17 protein-coding genes are annotated in these 20,195 nt (G+C 73.9%); 9 read left to right on the top strand and 8 right to left on the bottom strand.

Going from position 1 to position 20,195, the window contains the following annotated elements; genetic code table 11:
• Positions 1 to 131: 131 nt before the first annotated feature.
• From ACZ6S8_RS23530 to ACZ6S8_RS23520, 3 genes are all read right to left on the bottom strand, one after another.
• A complete protein-coding gene (locus ACZ6S8_RS23530; protein ID WP_469458710.1) occupies positions 132 to 887 on the bottom strand; it encodes a hypothetical protein in 756 nt (251 codons plus the stop codon).
• Positions 888 to 1,114: 227 nt separating this feature from the next.
• Positions 1,115 to 1,885, bottom strand: coding sequence for a bestrophin-like domain (locus tag ACZ6S8_RS23525; protein ID WP_469458709.1), 771 nt, complete (start codon positions 1,883 to 1,885; stop codon positions 1,115 to 1,117).
• Positions 1,886 to 1,922: 37 nt separating this feature from the next.
• Entirely contained in the window at positions 1,923 to 2,048 is a 126-nt protein-coding gene (locus ACZ6S8_RS23520) for a hypothetical protein (protein WP_469458708.1), read from the bottom strand.
• A gap of 906 nt (positions 2,049 to 2,954) precedes the next feature.
• On the opposite strand from ACZ6S8_RS23520, the gene ACZ6S8_RS23515 reads away from it, so the two are divergent.
• Together ACZ6S8_RS23515 and ACZ6S8_RS23510 are read left to right on the top strand one after the other, a co-directional pair.
• A complete protein-coding gene (locus ACZ6S8_RS23515) occupies positions 2,955 to 3,785 on the top strand; it encodes an SAM-dependent methyltransferase (protein ID WP_383922939.1) in 831 nt (276 codons plus the stop codon).
• A complete protein-coding gene (locus ACZ6S8_RS23510; protein WP_469458706.1) occupies positions 3,782 to 6,061 on the top strand; it encodes a putative bifunctional diguanylate cyclase/phosphodiesterase in 2,280 nt (759 codons plus the stop codon). The genes ACZ6S8_RS23515 and ACZ6S8_RS23510 overlap by 4 nt, the downstream gene beginning before the upstream one ends.
• 130 nt (positions 6,062 to 6,191) lie before the next feature.
• Here ACZ6S8_RS23510 and ACZ6S8_RS23505 read toward each other — a convergent pair whose 3' ends face one another.
• Positions 6,192 to 7,268 (bottom strand): FAD-dependent monooxygenase, encoded by a 1,077-nt coding sequence (locus ACZ6S8_RS23505; RefSeq protein ID WP_469458704.1) that lies wholly within the window; start codon positions 7,266 to 7,268, stop codon positions 6,192 to 6,194.
• A 127-nt stretch (positions 7,269 to 7,395) separates the two neighbouring features.
• Between ACZ6S8_RS23505 and ACZ6S8_RS23500 the strand changes: the two genes are divergently transcribed.
• Positions 7,396 to 8,040 (top strand): TetR/AcrR family transcriptional regulator, encoded by a 645-nt coding sequence (locus ACZ6S8_RS23500; RefSeq protein WP_469458702.1) that lies wholly within the window; start codon positions 7,396 to 7,398, stop codon positions 8,038 to 8,040.
• A gap of 118 nt (positions 8,041 to 8,158) precedes the next feature.
• Here the strand turns inward: ACZ6S8_RS23500 and ACZ6S8_RS23495 are convergent, their stop codons facing one another.
• Complete coding sequence (locus tag ACZ6S8_RS23495) at positions 8,159 to 9,046, bottom strand: LysR family transcriptional regulator (protein ID WP_469458700.1); 888 nt, start codon at positions 9,044 to 9,046, stop codon at positions 8,159 to 8,161.
• 95 nt (positions 9,047 to 9,141) lie between these two features.
• On the opposite strand from ACZ6S8_RS23495, the gene ACZ6S8_RS23490 reads away from it, so the two are divergent.
• The 5 genes from ACZ6S8_RS23490 (at position 9,142) to ACZ6S8_RS23470 (ending at position 15,468) form a co-directional block, all read left to right on the top strand.
• Positions 9,142 to 9,846 (top strand): succinate dehydrogenase, encoded by a 705-nt coding sequence (locus ACZ6S8_RS23490; RefSeq protein ID WP_469458698.1) that lies wholly within the window; start codon positions 9,142 to 9,144, stop codon positions 9,844 to 9,846.
• 2 nt (positions 9,847 to 9,848) lie between these two features.
• Complete coding sequence (locus ACZ6S8_RS23485; RefSeq protein WP_469458696.1) at positions 9,849 to 11,804, top strand: fumarate reductase/succinate dehydrogenase flavoprotein subunit; 1,956 nt, start codon at positions 9,849 to 9,851, stop codon at positions 11,802 to 11,804.
• Positions 11,801 to 12,547 carry a succinate dehydrogenase/fumarate reductase iron-sulfur subunit gene (locus ACZ6S8_RS23480; protein WP_469458694.1) on the top strand — a complete coding sequence of 249 codons (747 nt, stop codon included), beginning with the start codon at positions 11,801 to 11,803 and terminating at the stop codon, positions 12,545 to 12,547. Before ACZ6S8_RS23485 ends, ACZ6S8_RS23480 begins: the two co-directional genes overlap by 4 nt.
• Positions 12,548 to 12,765: 218 nt before the next feature.
• Complete coding sequence (locus tag ACZ6S8_RS23475) at positions 12,766 to 14,757, top strand: Stealth CR1 domain-containing protein (protein WP_469458692.1); 1,992 nt, start codon at positions 12,766 to 12,768, stop codon at positions 14,755 to 14,757.
• 63 nt (positions 14,758 to 14,820) lie between these two features.
• The gene (locus tag ACZ6S8_RS23470; RefSeq protein WP_469458691.1) at positions 14,821 to 15,468 is read left to right on the top strand and encodes a hypothetical protein; all 648 of its coding nucleotides are present in this window, start codon (positions 14,821 to 14,823) and stop codon (positions 15,466 to 15,468) included.
• Positions 15,469 to 15,505: 37 nt separating this feature from the next.
• On the opposite strand, the gene ACZ6S8_RS23465 is transcribed toward ACZ6S8_RS23470, so the two are convergent.
• Together ACZ6S8_RS23465 and ACZ6S8_RS23460 are read right to left on the bottom strand one after the other, a co-directional pair.
• Positions 15,506 to 18,052, bottom strand: coding sequence for an excinuclease ABC subunit UvrA (locus ACZ6S8_RS23465; RefSeq protein WP_469458689.1), 2,547 nt, complete (start codon positions 18,050 to 18,052; stop codon positions 15,506 to 15,508).
• Positions 18,053 to 18,062: 10 nt separating this feature from the next.
• On the bottom strand, positions 18,063 to 19,052 hold the full coding sequence (locus ACZ6S8_RS23460) for an MsnO8 family LLM class oxidoreductase (protein ID WP_469458687.1): 990 nt from the start codon (positions 19,050 to 19,052) through the stop codon (positions 18,063 to 18,065).
• 118 nt (positions 19,053 to 19,170) lie between these two features.
• Between ACZ6S8_RS23460 and ACZ6S8_RS23455 the strand changes: the two genes are divergently transcribed.
• Positions 19,171 to 19,662 carry a phosphatase domain-containing protein gene (locus tag ACZ6S8_RS23455; protein ID WP_469458685.1) on the top strand — a complete coding sequence of 164 codons (492 nt, stop codon included), beginning with the start codon at positions 19,171 to 19,173 and terminating at the stop codon, positions 19,660 to 19,662.
• 279 nt (positions 19,663 to 19,941) lie between these two features.
• Here ACZ6S8_RS23455 and ACZ6S8_RS23450 read toward each other — a convergent pair whose 3' ends face one another.
• The gene (locus tag ACZ6S8_RS23450; RefSeq protein WP_469458683.1) at positions 19,942 to 20,157 is read right to left on the bottom strand and encodes a dodecin; all 216 of its coding nucleotides are present in this window, start codon (positions 20,155 to 20,157) and stop codon (positions 19,942 to 19,944) included.
• Positions 20,158 to 20,195 lie beyond the last annotated feature (38 nt).

Below are 20,195 nucleotides of genomic sequence, written 5' to 3'. Positions count from 1 at the left end.
CGCCCCCGCGGCGCCGCCCCCCGCGCCCCCCCCCCCGCCCCCCGGGGGGCCCCCCCCCCCCCCGCCGGGGCCCCGCGGCCCCGCCCCCCCCCCGGCCCCCCCCCGGCGGTTGCGTTGTCGTCGTGCGCGGTTCAGTGGCTCCTGCCGGCGCCCCGGCGGCGTCGCAGTGCGTACGCCGTCCCGCCGGCCGCGGCGAGGAAGAGCCCGGCGCCCGCGCCGAGCTCCACCGGGTCCAGCCCGGCGACGCTGCCGCCGAGGCCGCCGCGCACACCGCGGGCCGAGGTGAGGGTGCCGGCGGCGGTGCCGGTCGGGGCGCTCGTGCGGACGGGCGGGGCGACGGCCGTCCCGGTGGCGGCCGGGCTGCGGGTGGCGGTGCCGGCCGCGGCGGTGGGCGTGGCGGTGCGGCTGGGGGTGCGGCTGGGGGTGCGCGTGGCGGCGGGGGTGGTGCGGACGGCATTGGGAGTCGCGGTCGCGGTCGCCGCGGCCGTCGCCGTCGTGGTGGAGCTGGTGGTGGGGCTGCTCGTACCGCCGGTGATCGTCAGGTCGGTCGAGCCGGTCTCCCCGTTGCAGGTGAAGGAGACGGAGTACTGGGCTCCGCGCCGCGCGTCCCGGTCCACCGTGACCCGTGCGGTCCGGCCGCGCGCGATGCTCACGGTGTCGAAGACCCCGGACGAGGAGGTCGCGAAGGCGGCGTCGCAGCCGGTGACCGCGAGGACCACCTGGCCTCCCGGGGCGACCGTGGAGGGGGTGAGGGTGAAACCGAACGAGGTGACGGGGGCCGCCTCGGCCGCGTGCGCGGCGGGAGCTCCCAGGGCGCCGAGCGCGAGTACGGCACCCGTGGCACCGGCGCTCAGCAGGGCTGTGGCGGAGGTACGTATCGCACCCATGGTTGATTCTCCGGATCCCCGAGGAGCAGCCGCGGAACGGTTTCCGCACGTGGGGGTTCGTGCGCCTCGATGTCCGACACGCTAGGCGCGGGTGCGGTGACCCGCGATCAGGAACGGGCGAATGGGGCACGGCCGTAGGCCGAACCGGGGACGGGAGGCCCGTCCCCGGTTTACCGGGCGCCGGTGGTGCGCGGTGCGGGCGGCCCGTACGGGGCCGGGCCCCGGGCTCAGTCCTCCAGTCCCAGATGGGGGAACTGGGCGAAGAACGGCTCGGCCGTGGCCGAGATGCCCCGGCCGAACGGGGCGTCGAAGTCCCAGATGAGGAACAGCAGGAACGCGATGAGCGCGCTGAACAGGCCGGCCAGCAGCATCTCCCGGAACGACCGGCGGATCTGGAGGGTGAAGATCAGACCCACGGTCACCAGGGCTCCGGCGATCAGGCCGAACCACACGACGCCGGGCATCGTGGCCCCGGCGCTCTGGCCGCGCGCGTTGCGGGCGTCGTCGACCACCGCGACCTGGTCCACCAGCGGCTGGTACGCCTGGCCCTCGTGGTCGGTCTGCGGCTCGTAGTCGGTGACGTCGCGGCGGATACGTTCCAGCAGCTCCCCGCTGCGGTCGGTGAGTTCGCCGGTCTCGCCCATCGCCTTCCACTCGGTGTCCACCACGTACGTCACGTACGCGTCGACGTCGGACCGGATCTTCTTGCGTACCTCGGCCGGATAGACCTCGGAGCGGACGTTGACCTCGTGCAGGGCCTGCGCCTCCTGGCGCACGTACTCCTGGGCGGCTCCGCGGCCCTCCCAGACGCCCGCGATCGCCAGGCCCAGCACGATCGCGTAGATCACGCCGATCATCATCGTCATGTACTCGATGACGTCCGGGGTTTCGTTCGGATCGTCGTCCTCGCCGATCCTGCGGTGGTTGAAGAAGGCGATGGACAAGACCACGGCGCACGCCGCGGCCATCGCGAGGGACAGGACGAGCCATTCCGACAAGATGACTCCCAATCGGTTGTCAGGTGGTGCTTCGGGGCTACCGGGGGCGCAGCGCGACGATCGCGAGCACCGCGGGAGCCGCGGTCAGCAGGGTGAAGGTCACCGGCGAGATGTGGTGCTCGACCGGCTTGCGGGACGGGGCGTGGTACGAGGGGCGGGCCACCGGTTTCGGTGGCGCCGGCGGCGGGGTCACCACGGGGGGCGGCGCCGGCGGAGGGGCCGGGGGCGGCGGGGCGGGAGCCTTGGCCGCCCGGGGCGGGGCGGGGGCGGGCTCGGGGGGCGGGGGCTTCGGTACCGGCTTGGGCGCCGGCTTCGGCGGCGCCGGTGCGGGCGGCGGGGGAGGCGGCGGTGGTGGCGTGGGCACGGGGGGCGGGGTCGGTGCGGGCGGCGGGGTGGGCTTCGGGGTCGGTGCGGGCGGCGGCGTGGGGGTCGGGGTGGGCGTGGGCGTGGGCTTCGGCGGGCACGGCGGGGGAGGCGGCGGCGGGCAGTGATGCCCGCCGTGATGTCCGCCGTGGTGTCCCCCTCCGTGCCCGCCGCCGTGGTGGCGTCCGTGATGTCCGCCACCCGGACCGCCGCCGCGGCCGCCGCCGAGGACCGCCGTGACCGCGGCGGCGGCGTGTGCGCCGTCGCCGGAGTCGGTCGTCGCGTAGGCGCTGCTATCAGCCACGGCCGGCGTGACGGCCAAGGCCGCCCACAGCAGGACCGGGACCGCAAGCAGGCGCCTGGCACAGGCTCTGTTCACCCGGGGAGCATGGGCCCGCGCGTGCCCGCGCACGCGAGGGTCGGCCCCGGTTCGCCTGAACGGGTGGAGTGTCGACCGTAGAGGTTTGAGCCAGCTTGTGGACCGTCGTGTAACGGGCCCGATCGTTCGACGATCAATTCCCAAAAGGGATTTGTCGGTAACGGTCATTACCGTGGGGAGGGCCCGCGAGGGCCTTTGGTGTGTGACGAAGAACGGATCGTCAATTTCCGCTTTTGCTCGCTCTGTTGGGCAATGATCAGTACATTCGGCTCGTACAGGAGTCCGACCTCGGACGGACCACCACACGAACAAGGCTTGGAGACCTCGATGGAGCGCCCCGCCTGGGCCCCGCCGGGCATCGACATATCGGTGCCGAGCGTGTCCCGTATCTACGATTACTACCTGGGCGGCTCCCACAATTTCGAGGTCGACCGCCAGGCCGCCCGACGCGCCATGGAATTCATGCCGGGCCTGCCCAAGATCATGCAGGCGAACCGGGCATTCATGCGCCGGGCCGTGCGCTACGCCGTCGACCAGGGCGTCACGCAGTTCCTCGACATCGGCTCCGGCATCCCCACGTTCGGCAACGTCCACGAGATCGCCCAGGCCGCGGACCCCGAGTCCCGCGTCGTGTACGTCGACCACGACCCGGTGGCGGTGGCGCACAGCCAGGCCGTACTCGACGGCGACGAGCGCACCGGCATCGTCGCCGCCGACCTGCGCAAGCCCCAGGACATCCTGGCGGCCCCCGAGGTGACCCGGCTGCTGGACCTCGACCGCCCGGTGGCCCTGCTGCTCGTCGCCGTCCTGCACTTCCTGGAGGACGAGGACGAGCCGTACGCCGCCGTCGCCCGGCTGCGCGACGCGCTGGCGCCCGGCAGCCTGCTGATCCTCACCCACGCCTCCTACGAGGGCATCCCCCTCACGGAGGAGGTCGCGGGGGGAACCGTGGGCGTCTACCGCGAGATCCGCAGCCCCCTGATCATGCGCAGCGGGGAGCGGATCACCCGCTTCTTCGACGGCTTCGACCTGGTGGAGCCGGGGCTGACGTCGATGCCCGGCTGGCGCCCCGAGATCTCCACGGGCGCCCACGACCTCGAGGCGGAGGAGGACCCGTACGCCTTCTCGGGCTTCGCCGGCGTGGGACGCAAGGCGTGAGACTTCCGGCACAGACGGCGGGCGCCCGGACGGCCGCCACAGCGCACACGGCGCCCGCAGGACCGGCGGCGGCCGCCCCGGCGACGCCCGCGGGGCCGCAGGGCGGTCTGGAGGACCGGATCGCCCGCTTCGCGACCATCTGGGGCCGCGCGATCTTCCCGGTCACGGCGACCTCGCTGACCCGCCCCGAGTTCGAGCGGCACCTCCTGCCGCTCACCCGGACGCTCGCCGAGGCCCTGCACGCCCGGCCCTTCGACGCCGGCGTGGCCCAGCGCGTCGGGGCGGAACTCGTCGCGGTGCACTGCACCGACCCCGAGGCCCTGGCGGGCACCCTCGGCGTCATCGAGTCGTACCTGGTCCTGTACTGCGGCGCCGGTTCCCCGTCCGGGCCCGTCGCCTCCGGCGCGGACGGGACCGAGGAGTACCGGGCCCGCTGCGCCCGGCTCCAGCACGGGATCGCGGCCGGCTTCGCCCGGGCCCTGCGCGAGCGCACGCTCAAGGAGCAGGAGGCCATCGCCCGTTCCGCGCTGACCGCCCGCATCGACGCCCAGCAGGCGCTGCACGCCAGTGAGGCGCGCTTCCGGGCCGTGTTCGAGGGGGCGGCCGTCGGCATCGGCATCGCCGACCTGGACGGCAACGTGCTGGAGGCCAACGACGCGCTCCTGCAGATGTTCGGCGGCCTGGAGGGCCACGTCCGCGACCGCAAGGTCAGCGAGTGGGGCCACCCGGACGACACCCCGCACGTCTGGCGGATGTACGGCGAACTGGTCCGCGGCGAGCGCGAGAGCTACCGCGTGGAGAAGCCGTACTACCGGCACGACGGCACCGTGCTCTGGACCAACCTGACGGTGTCGCTGCTGCGCGACGCCGAGGGGGTGCCGCAGTACCAGCTGGCCCTGATGGAGGACACCACCGAGCGCCGGCTGCTCAACCTGCGCCTGCGGTACGAGGCCACCCACGACGCCCTCACCGGGCTGCCCAACCGGACGCTGTTCTTCGAGCGGCTGGAGAAGGCCCTGAGCGGGGCCGGAGGCAGCCGCTTCGGCCTGTGCTACCTGGACCTCGACGGGTTCAAGGCGGTCAACGACAGCCTCGGCCACTCGGCGGGGGACCGGCTCCTGGTGGAGGTCGCCGACCGGCTGCAGAGCTGCGCGACCGGCCCCGGAGAGGTGGTCGCGCGGCTCGGCGGCGACGAGTTCGTCGCGCTGACCACCGGCTCCGACACGGAGGAGAAGGTGACCGACCTCGCCGTCCGCATCCTGTCCGCGCTGTCGACGCCGATCCGCATCGAGGGCCGGGAGCTGACGGTCCGGGGCAGCATCGGCATCGTCGAGGGCCGCGCCAGGGAGCGCACCCCGGCGGAGGTGCTGCGCAGCGCCGACATCACCATGTACCGGGCCAAGGCGGCCGGCGGGAACCGCTTCGAGTTCGCCGACGCCGAGGCCGACGCCCGGGCCATCACCCGGCACGGGCTGACCAACGCCCTGCCGGCGGCGCTGGAGCGCGGCGAGTTCTTCATCGAGTACCAGCCGCTGGTGCACATGCACGACGGCAGTGTGCACGGCGCCGAGGCGCTGGTGCGCTGGTCGCACCCGCAGTACGGCGTACTCGGGCCGGACCGGTTCATCCCGCTCGCGGAACGGACCGGGCTGATCATCCCGCTCGGCCGCTGGGTCCTGGAGGAGTCCGTCCGCCAGGCCCGCAACTGGCAGAGCCAGCTGGGCGGGGCGTCCCTGAGGATCAACGTCAACCTCTCGCCGACCCAGCTGCACCACCCCGGCCTGGTCGCCGACACCGTCGCGGTGCTGGAGAAGTCGGGGCTGGCGCCCGGGGCGCTGTGCCTGGAGGTCACCGAATCGGCTCTGATCGGCGCCGACGACGAGCTCCTCGAACCGCTGCGCCGGCTCGCCGCCCTGGGCGTGGACATCGCCCTCGACGACTTCGGCACGGGCTACTCGAACCTGGCCAACCTGCGCCGCCTGCCGGTCAGCGTCCTGAAGCTGGACCGCTCCTTCACCCAGGGGATGCAGCAGAACCCGGCCAACCCGGTCGACGTCAAGATCGTGGAGGGGATCGTCGCGCTGGCCCACAGCCTCGAACTGGCCGTCACCGTCGAGGGCGTGGAGACCGGGGCGCAGGCCGCCCAGCTGCGCGACCTCGGCTGTGACACCGCGCAGGGCTGGTACTACGCGCGCCCCGGCGCCCCGGACCGCATCCACATGCTGTCCCTCTCGGACGCGGTGCCCACCCCCGCACCCAGCTCCCCCTTCTCGTAGGGGTGTGTAGCCAGACTCGCTCCTGCCGTGCGGCGCCCGGGGCCGGTCCGGGAGCCGGGCGGTCGGCCGACGGCCGGCGGTCGACGAGCGGGGCCGGGCTCGGGGCGGAGGCCCGGACGCCGCCGGAGGGTCAGCCCAGGCCGGTCTCCGTCCCGTTGCCGGGCTCGCGGACGGCGGCCAGGACCCGTTCGTGCCGCCGGGTCGTGTCGGCCAGCAGATCGGCGGCGAACGGCATCCGCTCGGCCTCGTACGCGTCGAGCGGGTCCTCCCCGGCTGCGTCGGCCGGAGCGGCGAGTGCGGCGGCCAGGATCCGGCCGAGGGCGAAGGCGTCGTGGATGCCGGCGTTCATGCCCCGCCCGCCGGCCACGGGGTGCACGTGGGCGGCGTCCCCGGCGAGGAAGGCCCGGCCCTCGCGCATGCGCGCCGCCATCCGGACGTTCACGCGCCAAGCCGTGAGCCAGGTCGGCTCCGCCAGCCGTATCCCCGGCATCCGGGCGTACCGCTCGAAGAGCCGCTGGAAGCCCTCCGGTGACGGGGGCAGCGGATCGCCGCGTTCGTCCCGCTCGGGCGAGGCCTGCAGCTGAAAGGTCGCGGTTCCCGGTATCGGGCAGAGCAGCACGGCGCCGCCGTCCGAGCCGAACCACTGGTGCCAGTGGTCCCGGCTGAGGCCCAGAGCCGTCACGTCCCCGAGCACCATCGTCGGCGCCGGCTCCGTGCTCCCCTCGAAGGGGATGCCGAGCAGCTTGCGGGTGCTGCTGGAGCCTCCGTCACACCCGGCCAGATAGCGGCTCCGGACGGCCCGGCCGTCCGCCAGTTCCGCGTCGACTCCCGCCCCGTCCTGGCGGATCCCGGTGAGGCGGGTCCCGTACTCCACGGCGACGCCGAGCTCCGCGAGCCGCTCGCGCAGCACCTCCTCGATCTGCCACTGCCCCATGAAGAGGGCGCCGTCGTATCGGGTGTCGCTCACGTGGACCCCGTCGAAGTACTTGCGGAAGACGAGCCCGCGGCTGCCGATGCCCGCGAGCCGTCCGGCCACGTCCAGGCCTTCGAGGAGCGCCAGCGTGTCGGGGTGGAGCGTCTTGCCGCGGGATTCGCGGTGCGGCGCGGTGCGCCGGTCCAGGATCCGCACCTGCGCACCCCGCCGGGCCAGTTCGCACGCCAGGGTCAGCCCGGTGGGGCCGGCTCCGGCGATCAGTACGTCGGTCATGGCAAGTCCTCTCCTCCGTGCGTCGTGCCGATGTCTCAGCCGATGCCTCAAGGAAAGCGCCTCCGGAAAGAAAAAGCAACCCGGTAAAAAAACTAACTCGGTTGTGATTCCGTGCTAGGGTGTGCACATGGACAACACGACGGGTCTCCGTGAGAACAAGAAGCTGCGTACGCGCCGCCAGCTGGCGGCCACGGCGCTCGAACTCTTTCTGGAACGCGGCTTCGACGCCGTGTCCGTGGCGGACGTCGCCGCGGCGGCGGAGGTGTCCAAGCCCACGCTGTTCCGGTACTTCCCGAGCAAGGAGGACCTGGTGCTGGACCGCTTCGCCGACCATCAGGACGAGGCGGCGCGCATCGTGCGGGACCGGGAGTCGGGACGCAGTCCCGTCGGCGCCCTGCGCGAGCACTTCGTGACGGCCCTCGCGGAGCGCGATCCGATCACCGGCCTGTGCGACCACCCCGACGTCCTGGCCTTCCAGAAGCTCGTCTACTCCACCGCCGGCCTCGAAACACGGCTGGCCCACTACAGCGCCCGGGAGGTGGAACTGCTGGCCGATGTGCTCGAAGCCGAGTCGGTCCCGCCGTTCGCCGCCCGGCTGGCTGCCCTGAACCTGGTGACCGCCCGTCACGAGCTGGGCCGGGCGAACTACCGTCGGATCGACACCGGCAAGAGTGCCGACGAGGCCCACCCGGAAGCCGTGGCCGAAGCCGACCAGGCGTTCGGCATGCTGGCCGGCGGGCTCGACCGGGTGCTGCCCATACGCGGGGCCTGATCCTGCGGGGCCTGATCCCGCGGGGTCTGCGGGGTCCGGCCCGCAGGATCGGATCCGCCGATCCGCCGATCCGCCGATCCGCCGATCCGCCGATCCGCCGATCCGCCGATCCGCAGGGTCAGTCGGGTCGGCCGAGGAGGATGCGCTTCAGTTCGCGGGCGGCGCGCGGGGGAGCCACGTCCGTGCGGTGCGCCAGGGCGATCGTGCGGCGCAGGGGAGAGCCGGCCAGCGAGGTCGCCCGCAGGCCCGGGCCCGCCCGGTCGACCACCATCGCCGGGACCACCGCCACGCCCAGGCCGGCCCGGACGAATCCGAGCACCGCGTCCATCTCGCCGCCCTCCACGGTGAACACCGGCTCGAAGCCCTCCGCCCGGCAGGCCGTCACCGTCATCTCCCGCAGGTCGTAGCCGTGCCGGAACATCACCATCGGCTCGTCCCGCAGCCCGGAGATGGTCAGCTCCCCGCCTCCGCCGGGCGCCGGCAGCTCGGACGAGGACACCACCACCAGGTCCTCCGTCAGCAACTCCACCGTGGTCAGCGCCGGAGCCGAGGGTGGCAGGGGCAGCGCGATCAGCGCCAGGTCCAGTGCCCCCCGCGCCAGCTCCCGTACGAGGTCGAGGGAGCCGCTCTCCTCGATCAGCAGCTCGATCCCCGGATGCGCCGCGTGGAAGGCGCGCAGCACGTCCGGCAGCAGGCCCGTGCACACGCTCGGGGTGGCGCCCAGCCGGACCCGGCCGCGCCGCAGCTGGGCCAGCTCCTGCACCTCCTGCCGGGCCGTGTCCGCGTCCGCCAGGATCCGCCGCGCCAGCGGCAGCAGGGCCTCGCCGGCGTCGGTGAGCGCGATGTTGCCCCGGGCCCGGCTGAACAGCTCGGCCCCCAGCTCCCGCTCGAGCGCCTTGATCTGCTGGGAGAGCGAGGGCTGGGCCACGTGCACCCGCTCCGCGGCCCGGGTGAAGTGCCGGGTCTCCGCCACGGCCACGAAGTACAGGAGCTGCTGGAACTGCATCCGCCCAGGCTACGCCCCTCCATAGGGGAGGGCTATCGAGAGGAGCTCCATCATGTCTTGGACCTTTCGGGACCTAGGTCCTTACCGTCGGTGGCATGGCTCTGGCAACGCGGACGGGCCGACGGCCGTCCACCACGCGCACCATCTGGGACTCGTCGGTCGGCAAGAAGACCGTCATGGCGGTCTCCGGCCTCGTCATGCTCGGCTACCTCGTCGTGCACATGCTCGGCAACCTCAAGATCTTCTTCGGTGCGGACGAGTTCAACGGCTACGCCCACTGGCTGCGCACCCTCGGAGCGCCGTTCCTGCACTACGAGTGGGCGCTGTGGATCGTCCGGGTCGTACTGGTGGCGGCCGTCGTGGCCCACGCCGTGTCCGCGTACCAGCTCAGCCGGCGGGACATCAGGGCCCGACCGGTCAAGTACGCCCACAAGCGCCGCCGCGCGAGCTACGCCACCCGCACCATGCGCTGGGGCGGCATCATCCTGGCCCTGTTCATCGTCTGGCACCTCCTCGACCTCACGACGCTCACCGTCAACGAGCGCGCGTGGGCCGGCCACCCCTACGAGAACGTCCTCTCCACCTTCTCCACCTGGTACGGCAACACCGTGTACCTCGTGGCGATGGCCGCCCTGGGCCTGCACGTCCGCCACGGCTTCTGGAGTGCCGCACAGACCCTCGGCGCGGGCAGCGCGCGGCGCGACCGGACGCTGAAGTTCCTGGCCAACGCCCTGGCCCTCGTCCTCTTCGCGGGCTTCGTGTCCGTCCCCGTCGCCGTCATGACCGGAGTGGTGAGCTGACCATGAGCCCCTACGACAGCGGCTTCGCCGCCTACACCACCGGTGCCCCCCTGGCCGACGCCAAGGCTCCCGACGGCCCGATCGCGGAACGCTGGGACCGGCGCCGTTTCGAGGCCAAGCTGGTCAATCCGGCCAACCGCCGCAAGCACACGGTCATCGTCGTCGGCACCGGCCTGGCGGGCGGCGCCGCCGGCGCCACCCTCGCCGAACAGGGCTACCACGTGGTCCAGTTCTGCTTCTCCGACTCCCCGCGCCGGGCCCACTCCATCGCCGCCCAGGGCGGCATCAACGCGGCCAAGAACTACCGCAACGACGGCGACTCCGTGCACCGGCTCTTCTACGACACCGTCAAGGGCGGGGACTTCCGGGCCCGCGAGTCCAACGTGCACCGGCTCGCCCAGATCTCCGTCGAGATCATCGACCAGTGCGTGGCCCAGGGCGTCCCGTTCGCCCGCGAGTACGGCGGCCTCCTCGACACCCGCTCCTTCGGCGGGGTCCAGGTCTCCCGCACCTTCTACGCCCGCGGGCAGACCGGACAGCAGCTCCTCCTCGGCGCCTATCAGGCGCTCTCCCGGCAGATCGCCGCGGGCAACGTCGAGATGCACGCGCGCACCGAGATGCTCGACCTGATCGTGGTCGACGGGGTGGCCCGCGGCATCGTGGCCCGCGACCTGGTCACCGGCGAGATCACCCCGTACCACGCCGACGCGGTGGTGCTGGCGAGCGGCGGCTACGGCAACGTCTTCTACCTCTCCACCAACGCCATGAACTCCAACGCCACGGCCGTCTGGCGGGCGCACCGGCGCGGAGCGTACTTCGCCAACCCCTGCTTCACGCAGATCCACCCCACCTGCATCCCGCGCACCGGCGACCACCAGTCCAAGCTCACCCTGATGAGCGAGTCCCTGCGCAACGACGGCCGCATCTGGGTCCCCAAGGCCGAGGGCGACGACCGCCCCGCCGCGGACATCCCCGAGTCCGAGCGCGACTACTACCTGGAGCGGATCTACCCCTCCTTCGGCAACCTCGTCCCCCGCGACATCGCCTCCCGCGCCGCCAAGAACGTCTGCGACGAGGGCCGCGGCGTCGGCCCCGGCGGCCAGGGCGTCTACCTCGACTTCGCCGACGCCATGCGCCGCATGGGCCGGGACAAGGTCGCCGAGAAGTACGGCAACCTCTTCGAGATGTACGAGCGGATCACCGCGGAGAACCCGTACGAGGTCCCCATGCGGATCTACCCCGCCGTCCACTACACGATGGGCGGCCTCTGGGTCGACTACGACCTCCAGACCACCGTCCCGGGCCTCTTCGCCATCGGCGAGGCCAACTTCTCCGACCACGGAGCCAACCGGCTCGGCGCGTCCGCCCTGATGCAGGGACTGGCCGACGGCTACTTCGTCCTGCCCTCCACCATCAACGACTACCTGGCCCGCCACCCCCACCGGGAAGCCGTCGACGGCACGCACCCCGAGACCGCGGCCGCCGTCCGCGAGACCCGTGAGCGCCTCGCGAAGCTCCTCGCCGTCGACGGCGACCGCACCCCGGACTCCTTCCACCGGGAGATCGGCGAGCTGATGTGGGAGTACTGCGGCATGGCCCGGACGGAGGAGGGCCTGCGCAAGGCGCTCCAGCGGATCCCGGAGATCCGGGAGGAGTTCTGGCGGCGGATCAAGGTCCCCGGCCGCGGCGAGGAGTTCAACCAGTCCCTGGAGAAGGCCAACCGCATCGTCGACTACCTGGAGCTCGCCGAGCTGATGTGCCTCGACGCCCTCCACCGCGCGGAATCCTGCGGAGGCCACTTCCGCGGGGAGTCCCAGACCGCGGAGGGCGAGGCCGAGCGCCGCGACGAGGAGTTCTCGTACGCCGCGGCCTGGGAGTTCACCGGCAGCGCGCCCGTCCTGCACAAGGAAGACCTCGTCTTCGAGTACGTCCACCCCACCCAGCGGAGCTACGCATGAAGCTCACCCTGCGCGTCTGGCGCCAGCAGAACCCCGACGCCCCCGGCGCCATGGCCTCCTACGCGGTCGACGGCATCTCGAAGGACATGTCCTTCCTGGAGATGCTCGACACCCTCAACGAGGACCTCATCCTGCGCGGCGAGGACCCGGTCGCCTTCGATCACGACTGCCGCGAGGGCATCTGCGGCGCGTGCAGCCTCGTCATCAACGGCGACGCCCACGGCCCCGAGCGCACCACCACCTGCCAGCTGCACATGCGGTCCTTCGCCGACGGCGACACCATCGACGTCGAACCCTGGCGGGCCGCCGCCTTCCCCGTGGTCAAGGACCTCGTCGTCGACCGCGGCTCCTTCGACCGGATCATCCAGGCCGGCGGTTACATCACCGCCCCCACCGGAGCCGCCCCCGAGGCACACGCCACCGCCGTGCCCAAGCACGACGCCGACCACGCCTTCGAGCACGCGGAGTGCATCGGCTGCGGTGCGTGCGTGGCGGCCTGCCCCAACGGATCGGCGATGCTCTTCACCTCGGCCAAGATCAACCACCTCAACGTCCTCCCGCAGGGATCGCCCGAGCGGGAGACCCGCGTCCTGGACATGGTGGCCACGATGGACGAGGAGGGGTTCGGCGGCTGCACCCTGGCGGGGGAGTGCGCCACCGCCTGTCCCAAGGGCATCCCCCTGCCCTCGATCGCCGCGATGAACAAGGAGTGGCTGCGGGCGCTCCGCAAGGGGCCGCGCTGACCGCCGCGGACCGGCAGTTGCCCGCCGGAGCCCCGGAAACGTCCCGGTGGCCCGGTGGATCCCCGGCGGGAGGGGCATGAGAGTCGGATGAGAAACAACCGGGAGGCGGAAGTCCCGTCCATCCGCCGTATGTGTCGGCTTATGCTGACGTTGGCTTTTCGGGGGCTGCCGGACCTGGCAGAAGGCCTGTCGCGTCCGCGAACCCCGAGGTGTAGAAGATGAGTGGTATCCGCCGGTACCTCAACTGGGCGGGGCTCCGGCGCCTCGCCCGCGTACTGGGGCAACCCGGCGGCGTCCCGCACCAGCCCGCCGCTCACGAGCGCGAGCGCACCGGGTCCGGAGACCGGGCGGCCGCCGCGCCGCGCCGGCCCGGCCGCGAGGACGAGATCCTGGCCGACCTGGCCGAGACCGAGGGCGTCGTCCGCTACCGGGGCCGGCTGACCGTCGTACGGGACGACGTGCTGCCCGCCGGGCTGCGCACGGCGAACCTCCGGGCCGCCGCCGAGGCGCTGGAAGCGGCGGACATCGGCTACGGCCTCGTCCCCGACGGAGGACTGAGCCACCGGGTGGCCATCGCCCCCGGCTGCCGCGACGCGGCGCTCCGAGCCTGCGCCGAAGCCTTCGCCGGCCGGCCCGTGTACGCCGAACTCCTCGGCGACGGCGGGGTGCTCGCCACCGTACTCGCCGAATCGCTCCCCGCGGCCGTGGCCTCGGCGGAAGCCGCCGCCGAGGACGGGGCACCGCGCCCCGGGGTCAAGGGCATCCGCCTCCACCAGCCGGTGGTGACCTCCGGCCGGACCCTCCACCTCGGCTCCGACCACGGCTGCGACCTCGAGTTCTGGGACGCCTCCGACTCCGGCGCCGGCGGGGTCGCCTCGCTGCGCGAGACGCCGTTCGGCTGGTGGGTGCCCTCCCTGGCCGCCACCGGCACCCATCGCGTCGGCGACCGCGAGTACCCCGTGGTGGACGCCCTGGCCCGGCGCTTCCCCGACGACATCGACTTCCCGATCGACGCCGTCATCACCTGGGTGGACGCCTCCGACCCGGCCTGGCGCCGCCGCCGCGAGCAGGCGGCCGCCGCCGCGGCAGCGGCCACCGCGGCGCAGCGGCCGACCGACGGGGAAGCCGCCGGCACGGGAGCAGCCGCCGCCCCGGACGCCGCCGGCGCGCCCGCCGTGGACCGCGGCGAGCACCGCTACCGCGACCGCGGCGAGTTGCGCTACTGCCTGCGGTCGATCGCCGCACACGCCCCCTGGATCCGGCACGTCTTCCTGGTCACCGACGACCAGGTCCCCGCGTGGCTGGCCGCCGACCACCCGGGCATCACGGTCGTGGACCACCGCGACCTGTTCGCCGAACCCGAGGTCCTGCCGGTCTTCAACTCGCACGCCATCGAGACCCAGCTGCACCGGATACCCGGCCTCGCCGAGCACTTCGTCTACTTCAACGACGACATCTTCCTCGGCCGTTCGCAGCGGCCGCAGAACTTCTTCCTCCCCTCCGGGCTCCCCAAGGTCTTCCACGACGACCGCGCCGTACCGCCCAGCTCCCCCGACGCCGAGGACGACGTCTTCACCCTCTCCCAGCGCGCCACGCGCCGGGCCGTGGAATCCGCCGTCGGCCGTACCTATCCGCGGATCCTGGCCCACACCCCCTACCCCCTCAGCCGCTCCCTCTTCGACCACCTCGAGGAGCGGCTGCCCGGCGGCCTCACCGCCACCAGCCGGTCCGTGTTCCGCAGCGCCACCGACATCGCCCCCGTCACCCTCGCGGTCCACCTGGCCCTCGCGGACGGCCACGCGGTCGAAGGCGAGCTGGCCGCCGAGTACGTGTCCACCGGACGGGCCGACGAGCTGGAACGCCTGGGCGACATGGTCCACCACCGCGGGTCCGACGCCTTCTGCCTCGCCGACGACGCCGGTACGCGGCTCTCCCCCCAGGCCCAGCAGCGCGCGGTCACCGCGTTCCTGGAGGCCTACTTCCCCGTCCCGTCCCCGTACGAGAGACCGGCCGAACCCGCGAAGCCCGAGGCCGAACCGGCGAAGCCCGAAGCCGAACCGGCGACGCCCGGGCCCTGCCCGGAAGCCGCCCCCGAGGCCGTCCCCGCCGTGACGCTCCCGGCGGCCACGACCTCGCCGGCCGCCGGGACGCCCGCTCCCGCGCCCCGCGACCCCGCGGCGCCCCCGCTCCCGCCTGCGCCGATCGGCTGACCGGGGCCGCCCGCACCGCGCCGCGCCCCGGCCTGCCCCCGGCCATGGGCGACAGTGGGCCCCATGCCACATGCCCCCACCGGGTCCGGACCGCGTCGCCGTACCGTGCTGGCCGCCGCCCTGGCCCCGCTGGCCGCGGCCGGCTGCACGTCCGAGGAGCAGCCCGGCGGCCCGGCCCCCGGCCCGCCGGCCGGCCCACAGGACGCCCTGGTCATGGTGATCCGGCACGCGGAGAAGCCGTACGCCGGTGACACCGCCGAGGACGACGAAGGCGTCGAGCACCCCGGCTCGCTGTCCGGCCGCGGCCTGCGGCGCGCCGAGGAGCTGCCCCGCCTCTTCCCGCCCTCGGCCCGTTCCTCCCTGCCGCGTCCCGCCGCCGTCTTCGCGGCCGGCGGCAAGGCCGCCCCCGAGCGGTGCCGGCAGACGGTGACGGCCCTCGCCACCGCGCTGCGCACACCGGTGCGCGCCGAGTTCGCCGTCGGCGCCGAGCCCGTGCTCGCCCGGGCCCTGCTGGCCGCCCCGATGCCCGCCCTGGTCTGCTGGGAACCGGCCGGCATCCCCCGTCTGGTCCGGGCCCTCGGCGCCCACCAGGTCGTCGGCGTACCCGCCGCCTGGCCCGACCGCTACGACCTCGTCTGGATGTTCACCCGCCGCCGGGGCCTGTGGAGCTTCCGCGAGCTGCCGCAGAACCTGCTGGCCGGCGACGCGTAGCGCCGGCACCGGGCCGCGCCGGCACCCGGCCGCGTCGTCACCGGGCGTCCCGGCTGCCGCCCTCCGCCAGCGCCCGCGCCAGGTACGGTGCCGTGCGGCCCACCCCGGCCGCGGCCACCTCCGCCGGGGTGCCCGACGCCACGACGCGGCCGCCCTCGGTACCGCCGCCCGGGCCCAGGTCGACCACCCAGTCCGCGCCCGCCACCACCGCCATGTCGTGCTCGACGACGACCACCGAGTGCCCGGCGTCGACGAGCCCGTGCAGCTGCCGCAGCAGCACCCGTACGTCGGCCGGGTGCAGGCCCGTCGTCGGCTCGTCCAGGACGTACAGGGTGTGGTCGCGGCGCAGTCGCTGCAGCTCCGTGGCCAGCTTGATCCGCTGGGCCTCGCCGCCCGACAGCTCCGTCGCGGGCTGCCCGAGCCGCAGGTAGCCCAGCCCGATGTCCTCCAGGGCCCGCAGACTGCGCGCGGCCGCCGGCTCCTCGGCGAAGAAGACCGCCGCCGCCTCCACCGTCAGGCCGAGGACCTCCGCGATGTCCAGCCCCCCGTACCGGACCTCCAGGGTCCCGGGGTTGTACCGGGCTCCGGCGCAGGCGGGGCACGGGGCGTACGTACTCGGCAGGAACAGCAGCTCCACCGAGACGAAGCCCTCGCCCTGGCAGGTCTCGCACCGGCCGCCCGGCACGTTGAAGGAGAACCGGCCCGCCTTCCAGCCGCGCGCCCGTGCCTCCGGCGCCGCGGCGAAGAGCCTGCGCACGACGTCGAACAGGCCCGTGTACGTGGCCAGGTTGGAGCGCGGGGTGCGCCCGATCGGCTTCTGGTCGACGGCCACCAGCCGCCGTACGGGGAAGTCCGGGTCGGCCAGCCGCTCGCCGACCTCCCGGGCCAGCACCTGGCTCACCAGGGTCGACTTCCCCGACCCGGACACGCCGGTCACCGCCGTGAACACCCCCAGCGGGAACCGGACCTCCACGCCGCGCAGGTTGTGCCGGTCGACCCCGCTCAGGTGCACGGACCCGGTCGCCGTCCGCACCGGCAGGCGCGCCCGGTCCGCCGGGACCGTCCCGGACAGGTACGGCGCCGTGGCGGACCCCGGTACGTCCGCCAGGCCCGCGGGCGGGCCGCTGTACAGCACCTGTCCGCCGTGTTCCCCGGCCAGCGGCCCCACGTCCACCAGCCAGTCCGCGTGCCGCACCACGTCCAGGTGGTGCTCCACGACGAACACCGTGTTCCCGGCCGCCTTGAGCCGGTCCAGCACGCCGAGCAGGGCCTCCGCGTCGGCGGGGTGCAGCCCGGCCGAGGGCTCGTCCAGCACGTACACCACCCCGAACAGCCCCGAGCGCAGCTGGGTCGCCAGCCGCAGCCGCTGCAGTTCGCCCGCCGACAGGGTGGGCGCGGTGCGGTCCAGGCTCAGGTAGCCCAGACCCAGTTCCGTGACGGGTCCGATGCGCGAGCGCAGGTCCTCCGCGAGCACCCGCGCCGCCTCTCCGGACGCGGGATCGGAGCCCGCGTCCGGGGAGGCGGGGGCGGCGGCCAGTACGGCGTCCAGCTCGGACAGCGCCATCCCCGCGAGGTCCGCGATGCCGTACCCCGCGAAGGTGACCGCCAGTGCCTCCGGCCGCAGCCGGCGCCCCCCGCAGGCGGGGCACGGCGAGTCGGTGAGGAACTTCTCCGCGCGCGCCCGCAGGGCGGCGCTCTTGCTGTCGGCGTACGTCCGCATGACGTACCGGTGGGCGCTCATGTAGGTGCCCTGGTAAGGACGTTGGATCCGGTCGGCGTCGCGCACCGGGTGCACGGTCACGACCGGCTGCTCCTCGGTGAACAGGATCCACTCGCGGTCCCTCGCGGGCAGCTCCCGCCAGGGCCGGTCCACGTCGTGTCCCAGCGCATCGAGGACGTCCCGCAGGTTCTTGCCCTGCCAGGCGCCGGGCCAGGCAGCGATGGCCCCCTGACGGATCGACAGGTCCGGATCGGGGACGAGCAGTTCCTCGCTCGTGCGGTGGATCCGGCCGATGCCGTGGCACGAAGGGCAGGCTCCGGCCGCGGTGTTGGGGGAGAAGGCGTCGGAGTCGAGGTGCCGGCCGCCCGGGGGATAGGTGCCGGCCCGGGAGAACAGCATGCGCAGCGAGTTCGACAGCAGGGTCACCGTCCCCACCGAGGAGCGCGAGCCGGGGGAGGAGCGGCGCTGCTCCAGCGAGACGGCGGGCGGCAGCCCGGTGACGGAGTCGACCTTCGGCGCGCCGATCTGGTGGATGAGGCGCCGGGCGTACGGGGCCACCGACTCGAAGTACCGGCGCTGGGCCTCCGCGTAGAGCGTGCCGAAGGCGAGCGAGCTCTTGCCGGAACCGGAGACGCCCGTGAACACGGTCAGCGCGTCGCGCGGGACGTCCACGTCGACGCCGCGCAGATTGTGCTCCCGGGCGCCCCGGACACGGACGTACGGGTCGAAGCCCCGCGGATCCTGGCCCTGCGGACCGAGGCCGCGCGGATCGAAGCCCCGCGGATCCGCGGTGCCCGCATCAGGGGCGCGGGGATCGCGTGCGGGGGGACCGGCGGGGAGGGGCGCGGACGCGGGCGGGTGCATTCGTCCCAGTTTAGAGGCCTGCGATCCGGGCCAGCCCGCGGTAGGAGTCCAGCAGCGCCGTCCGGTCGTACGTGGACGTGGTGACCAGCAGCTCGTCGGCTCCGGTCAGGGCGGCCACCTCGGAGAGCTCCGCCGCCACCTGCTCCTCGGTGCCGTGGACGTGCCCGGCGAGGGCTCCCTCGTACAGCTCCCGTTCCTTGGGGGACATCTCCAGCGCCTCGACCTCCTCGGCCGGCCGCAGCGGAGGGAAGCTCCCCCGGGTGCGGGAGTACGCCACGGACCACGCCTCCGGCACCAGGATCCGCCGGGCCGCCTCCGCGGTGGCGGCCACCGCGACCGTCCCGGAGACCACGACGTACGGTTCGGGGCTCCACGCAGAGGGCCGGAACTGCCCGCGGTAGGTCGCGACGGCCTCCGCGACCCGGTCGCGGGAGCGCAGGTCGCCCACGACCAGCGGCAGCCCGGCCCGGGCGGCGATCCCGGCCCCTGCGCCGGTGGCCAGGACGAAGGCGGGGATCCGCAGCCCCTCCGCGGGACGCGCGTGGACCTCGGGGTGGGCCGCCTGGCTGCCGTCGAGCCAGCCCAGCAGCTCGGTCAGCTGCTCCTCGAACCGGTCGGCGTCCCCGGTGTCGCGGCCCAGGGCGCGCCGGATCCCGTCGGTGAAGCCGACGGAGCGGCCTAGACCCATGTCGATCCGGCCGGGGAAGAGGGACTCCAGTACGCCGAACTGCTCGGCGACCACCATCGGCTGGTGGTTGGGCAGCATGACCCCGCCGGTGCCGACCCGGATCCGCCGGGTCGCGCCGGCGACGGCTGCCGCGAGCACGGTGGGGGCGGAACCCGCCACGCCGGGCACGCTGTGGTGCTCCGAGACCCAGAAGCGGTGGTAGCCGAGCTCCTCGGCCGTGCGGGCCAGGTCCACGGTGTCGCGCAGCGCCTGCGGGGCGGGGTGGCCCTCGCGGGTGCGCGACCGGTCGAGTATCGAAACGGTTCGGATCACACTCGTGTCAACGCCGGGCGGCCGCGAGGATTCCCGGGCCGTCGTGAGTCGTGATGCCCGGCCGCGGGCCGTTCGCCCTCCCGGCCGGCTTCGCCGGGGCGCGCCCTAGGGTGGCGGGATGACCGAGAGCACCGCGCGGCCGCTGGCCGTCTTCGACATCGACAACACCCTGGCCGACACGGCCCACCGCCAGCACTTCCTGGAGGGCCGGCCGCGGGACTGGAACGGCTTCTTCGGCGCGGCTCCGGCCGATCCGCCGCTCGCGCGCGGGGTGGCGCTGGCTCTGGAGAGCGCGCAGGAGTGCGAGGTGGTGTACCTGACGGGCCGCCCCGAGCGGTGCCGGAAGGACACGGTCGGCTGGCTCGCCCGGCACGGCCTGCCCGAGGGGACGCTGTGGATGCGCGGGAACCAGGACCGCCGCCCGGCCCGGCAGACCAAGCTGGAGGTGCTGAAGCGGCTCGCCCGGGGCCGCGAGGTGCGGATGCTCGTCGACGACGACGAGCTGGTGTGCGGGGCTGCGCGCGCCGCGGGCTTCCGGGTGGTCCTGGCGGACTGGGCGGCGGACGCGCCGGAGCTCAAGGCGGCCCAGGAGGGCGAGGGGCGCACCTGAGGCTCGCGCCGGAGACGTGCGCCGGAGCGGGCCGGAGGGCTCACACCGGAACGGGCCGCACCCCAGGGCTCGCACCAGCGCGTGGCCGCGCCCGGAGCCTGCCGTGCCCCAGGGGCGGACCCGAGCGGCGTACGCGGCCCCCGCGAACCGGCGCCGGCGCCGCCTCGCGGGGTGAGCCCCGGGGGGCGTGCCCGCACGGGAGCGCCGTACGGTCGGGCGGGTCCGTGCCGCTCGGGCTCGGGTGCCCCGGGCGCCGGGCCGGGCGGCCGGGGCCGGGCCTCAGGCGTCTTCGTCGAGGCGGAAGCCGACCTTCAGGCCCACCTGGTAGTGCGCGACCTCGCCGTTCTCGATGTGCCCGCGCACCTGCACGACTTCGAACCAGTCCAGATTGCGCAGGTGCTGCCCCGCCCGGGTGATCCCGTTGCTGATGGCCTGATCGATGCCGTCGGGGGAAGTGCCGACGATCTCGGTCACCCGGTACGTGTGATTGGACATGGGGGTCTCCCGACACTGGGTGGCTGTTGCCTTGTTCC

The sequence above is a fragment of the Streptomyces sp. NPDC048461 genome (genome assembly GCF_055587105.1).
The sequence above is the reverse complement of the archived record's forward strand: the minus strand, read 5'-3'. Positions and strand labels throughout refer to the sequence as shown.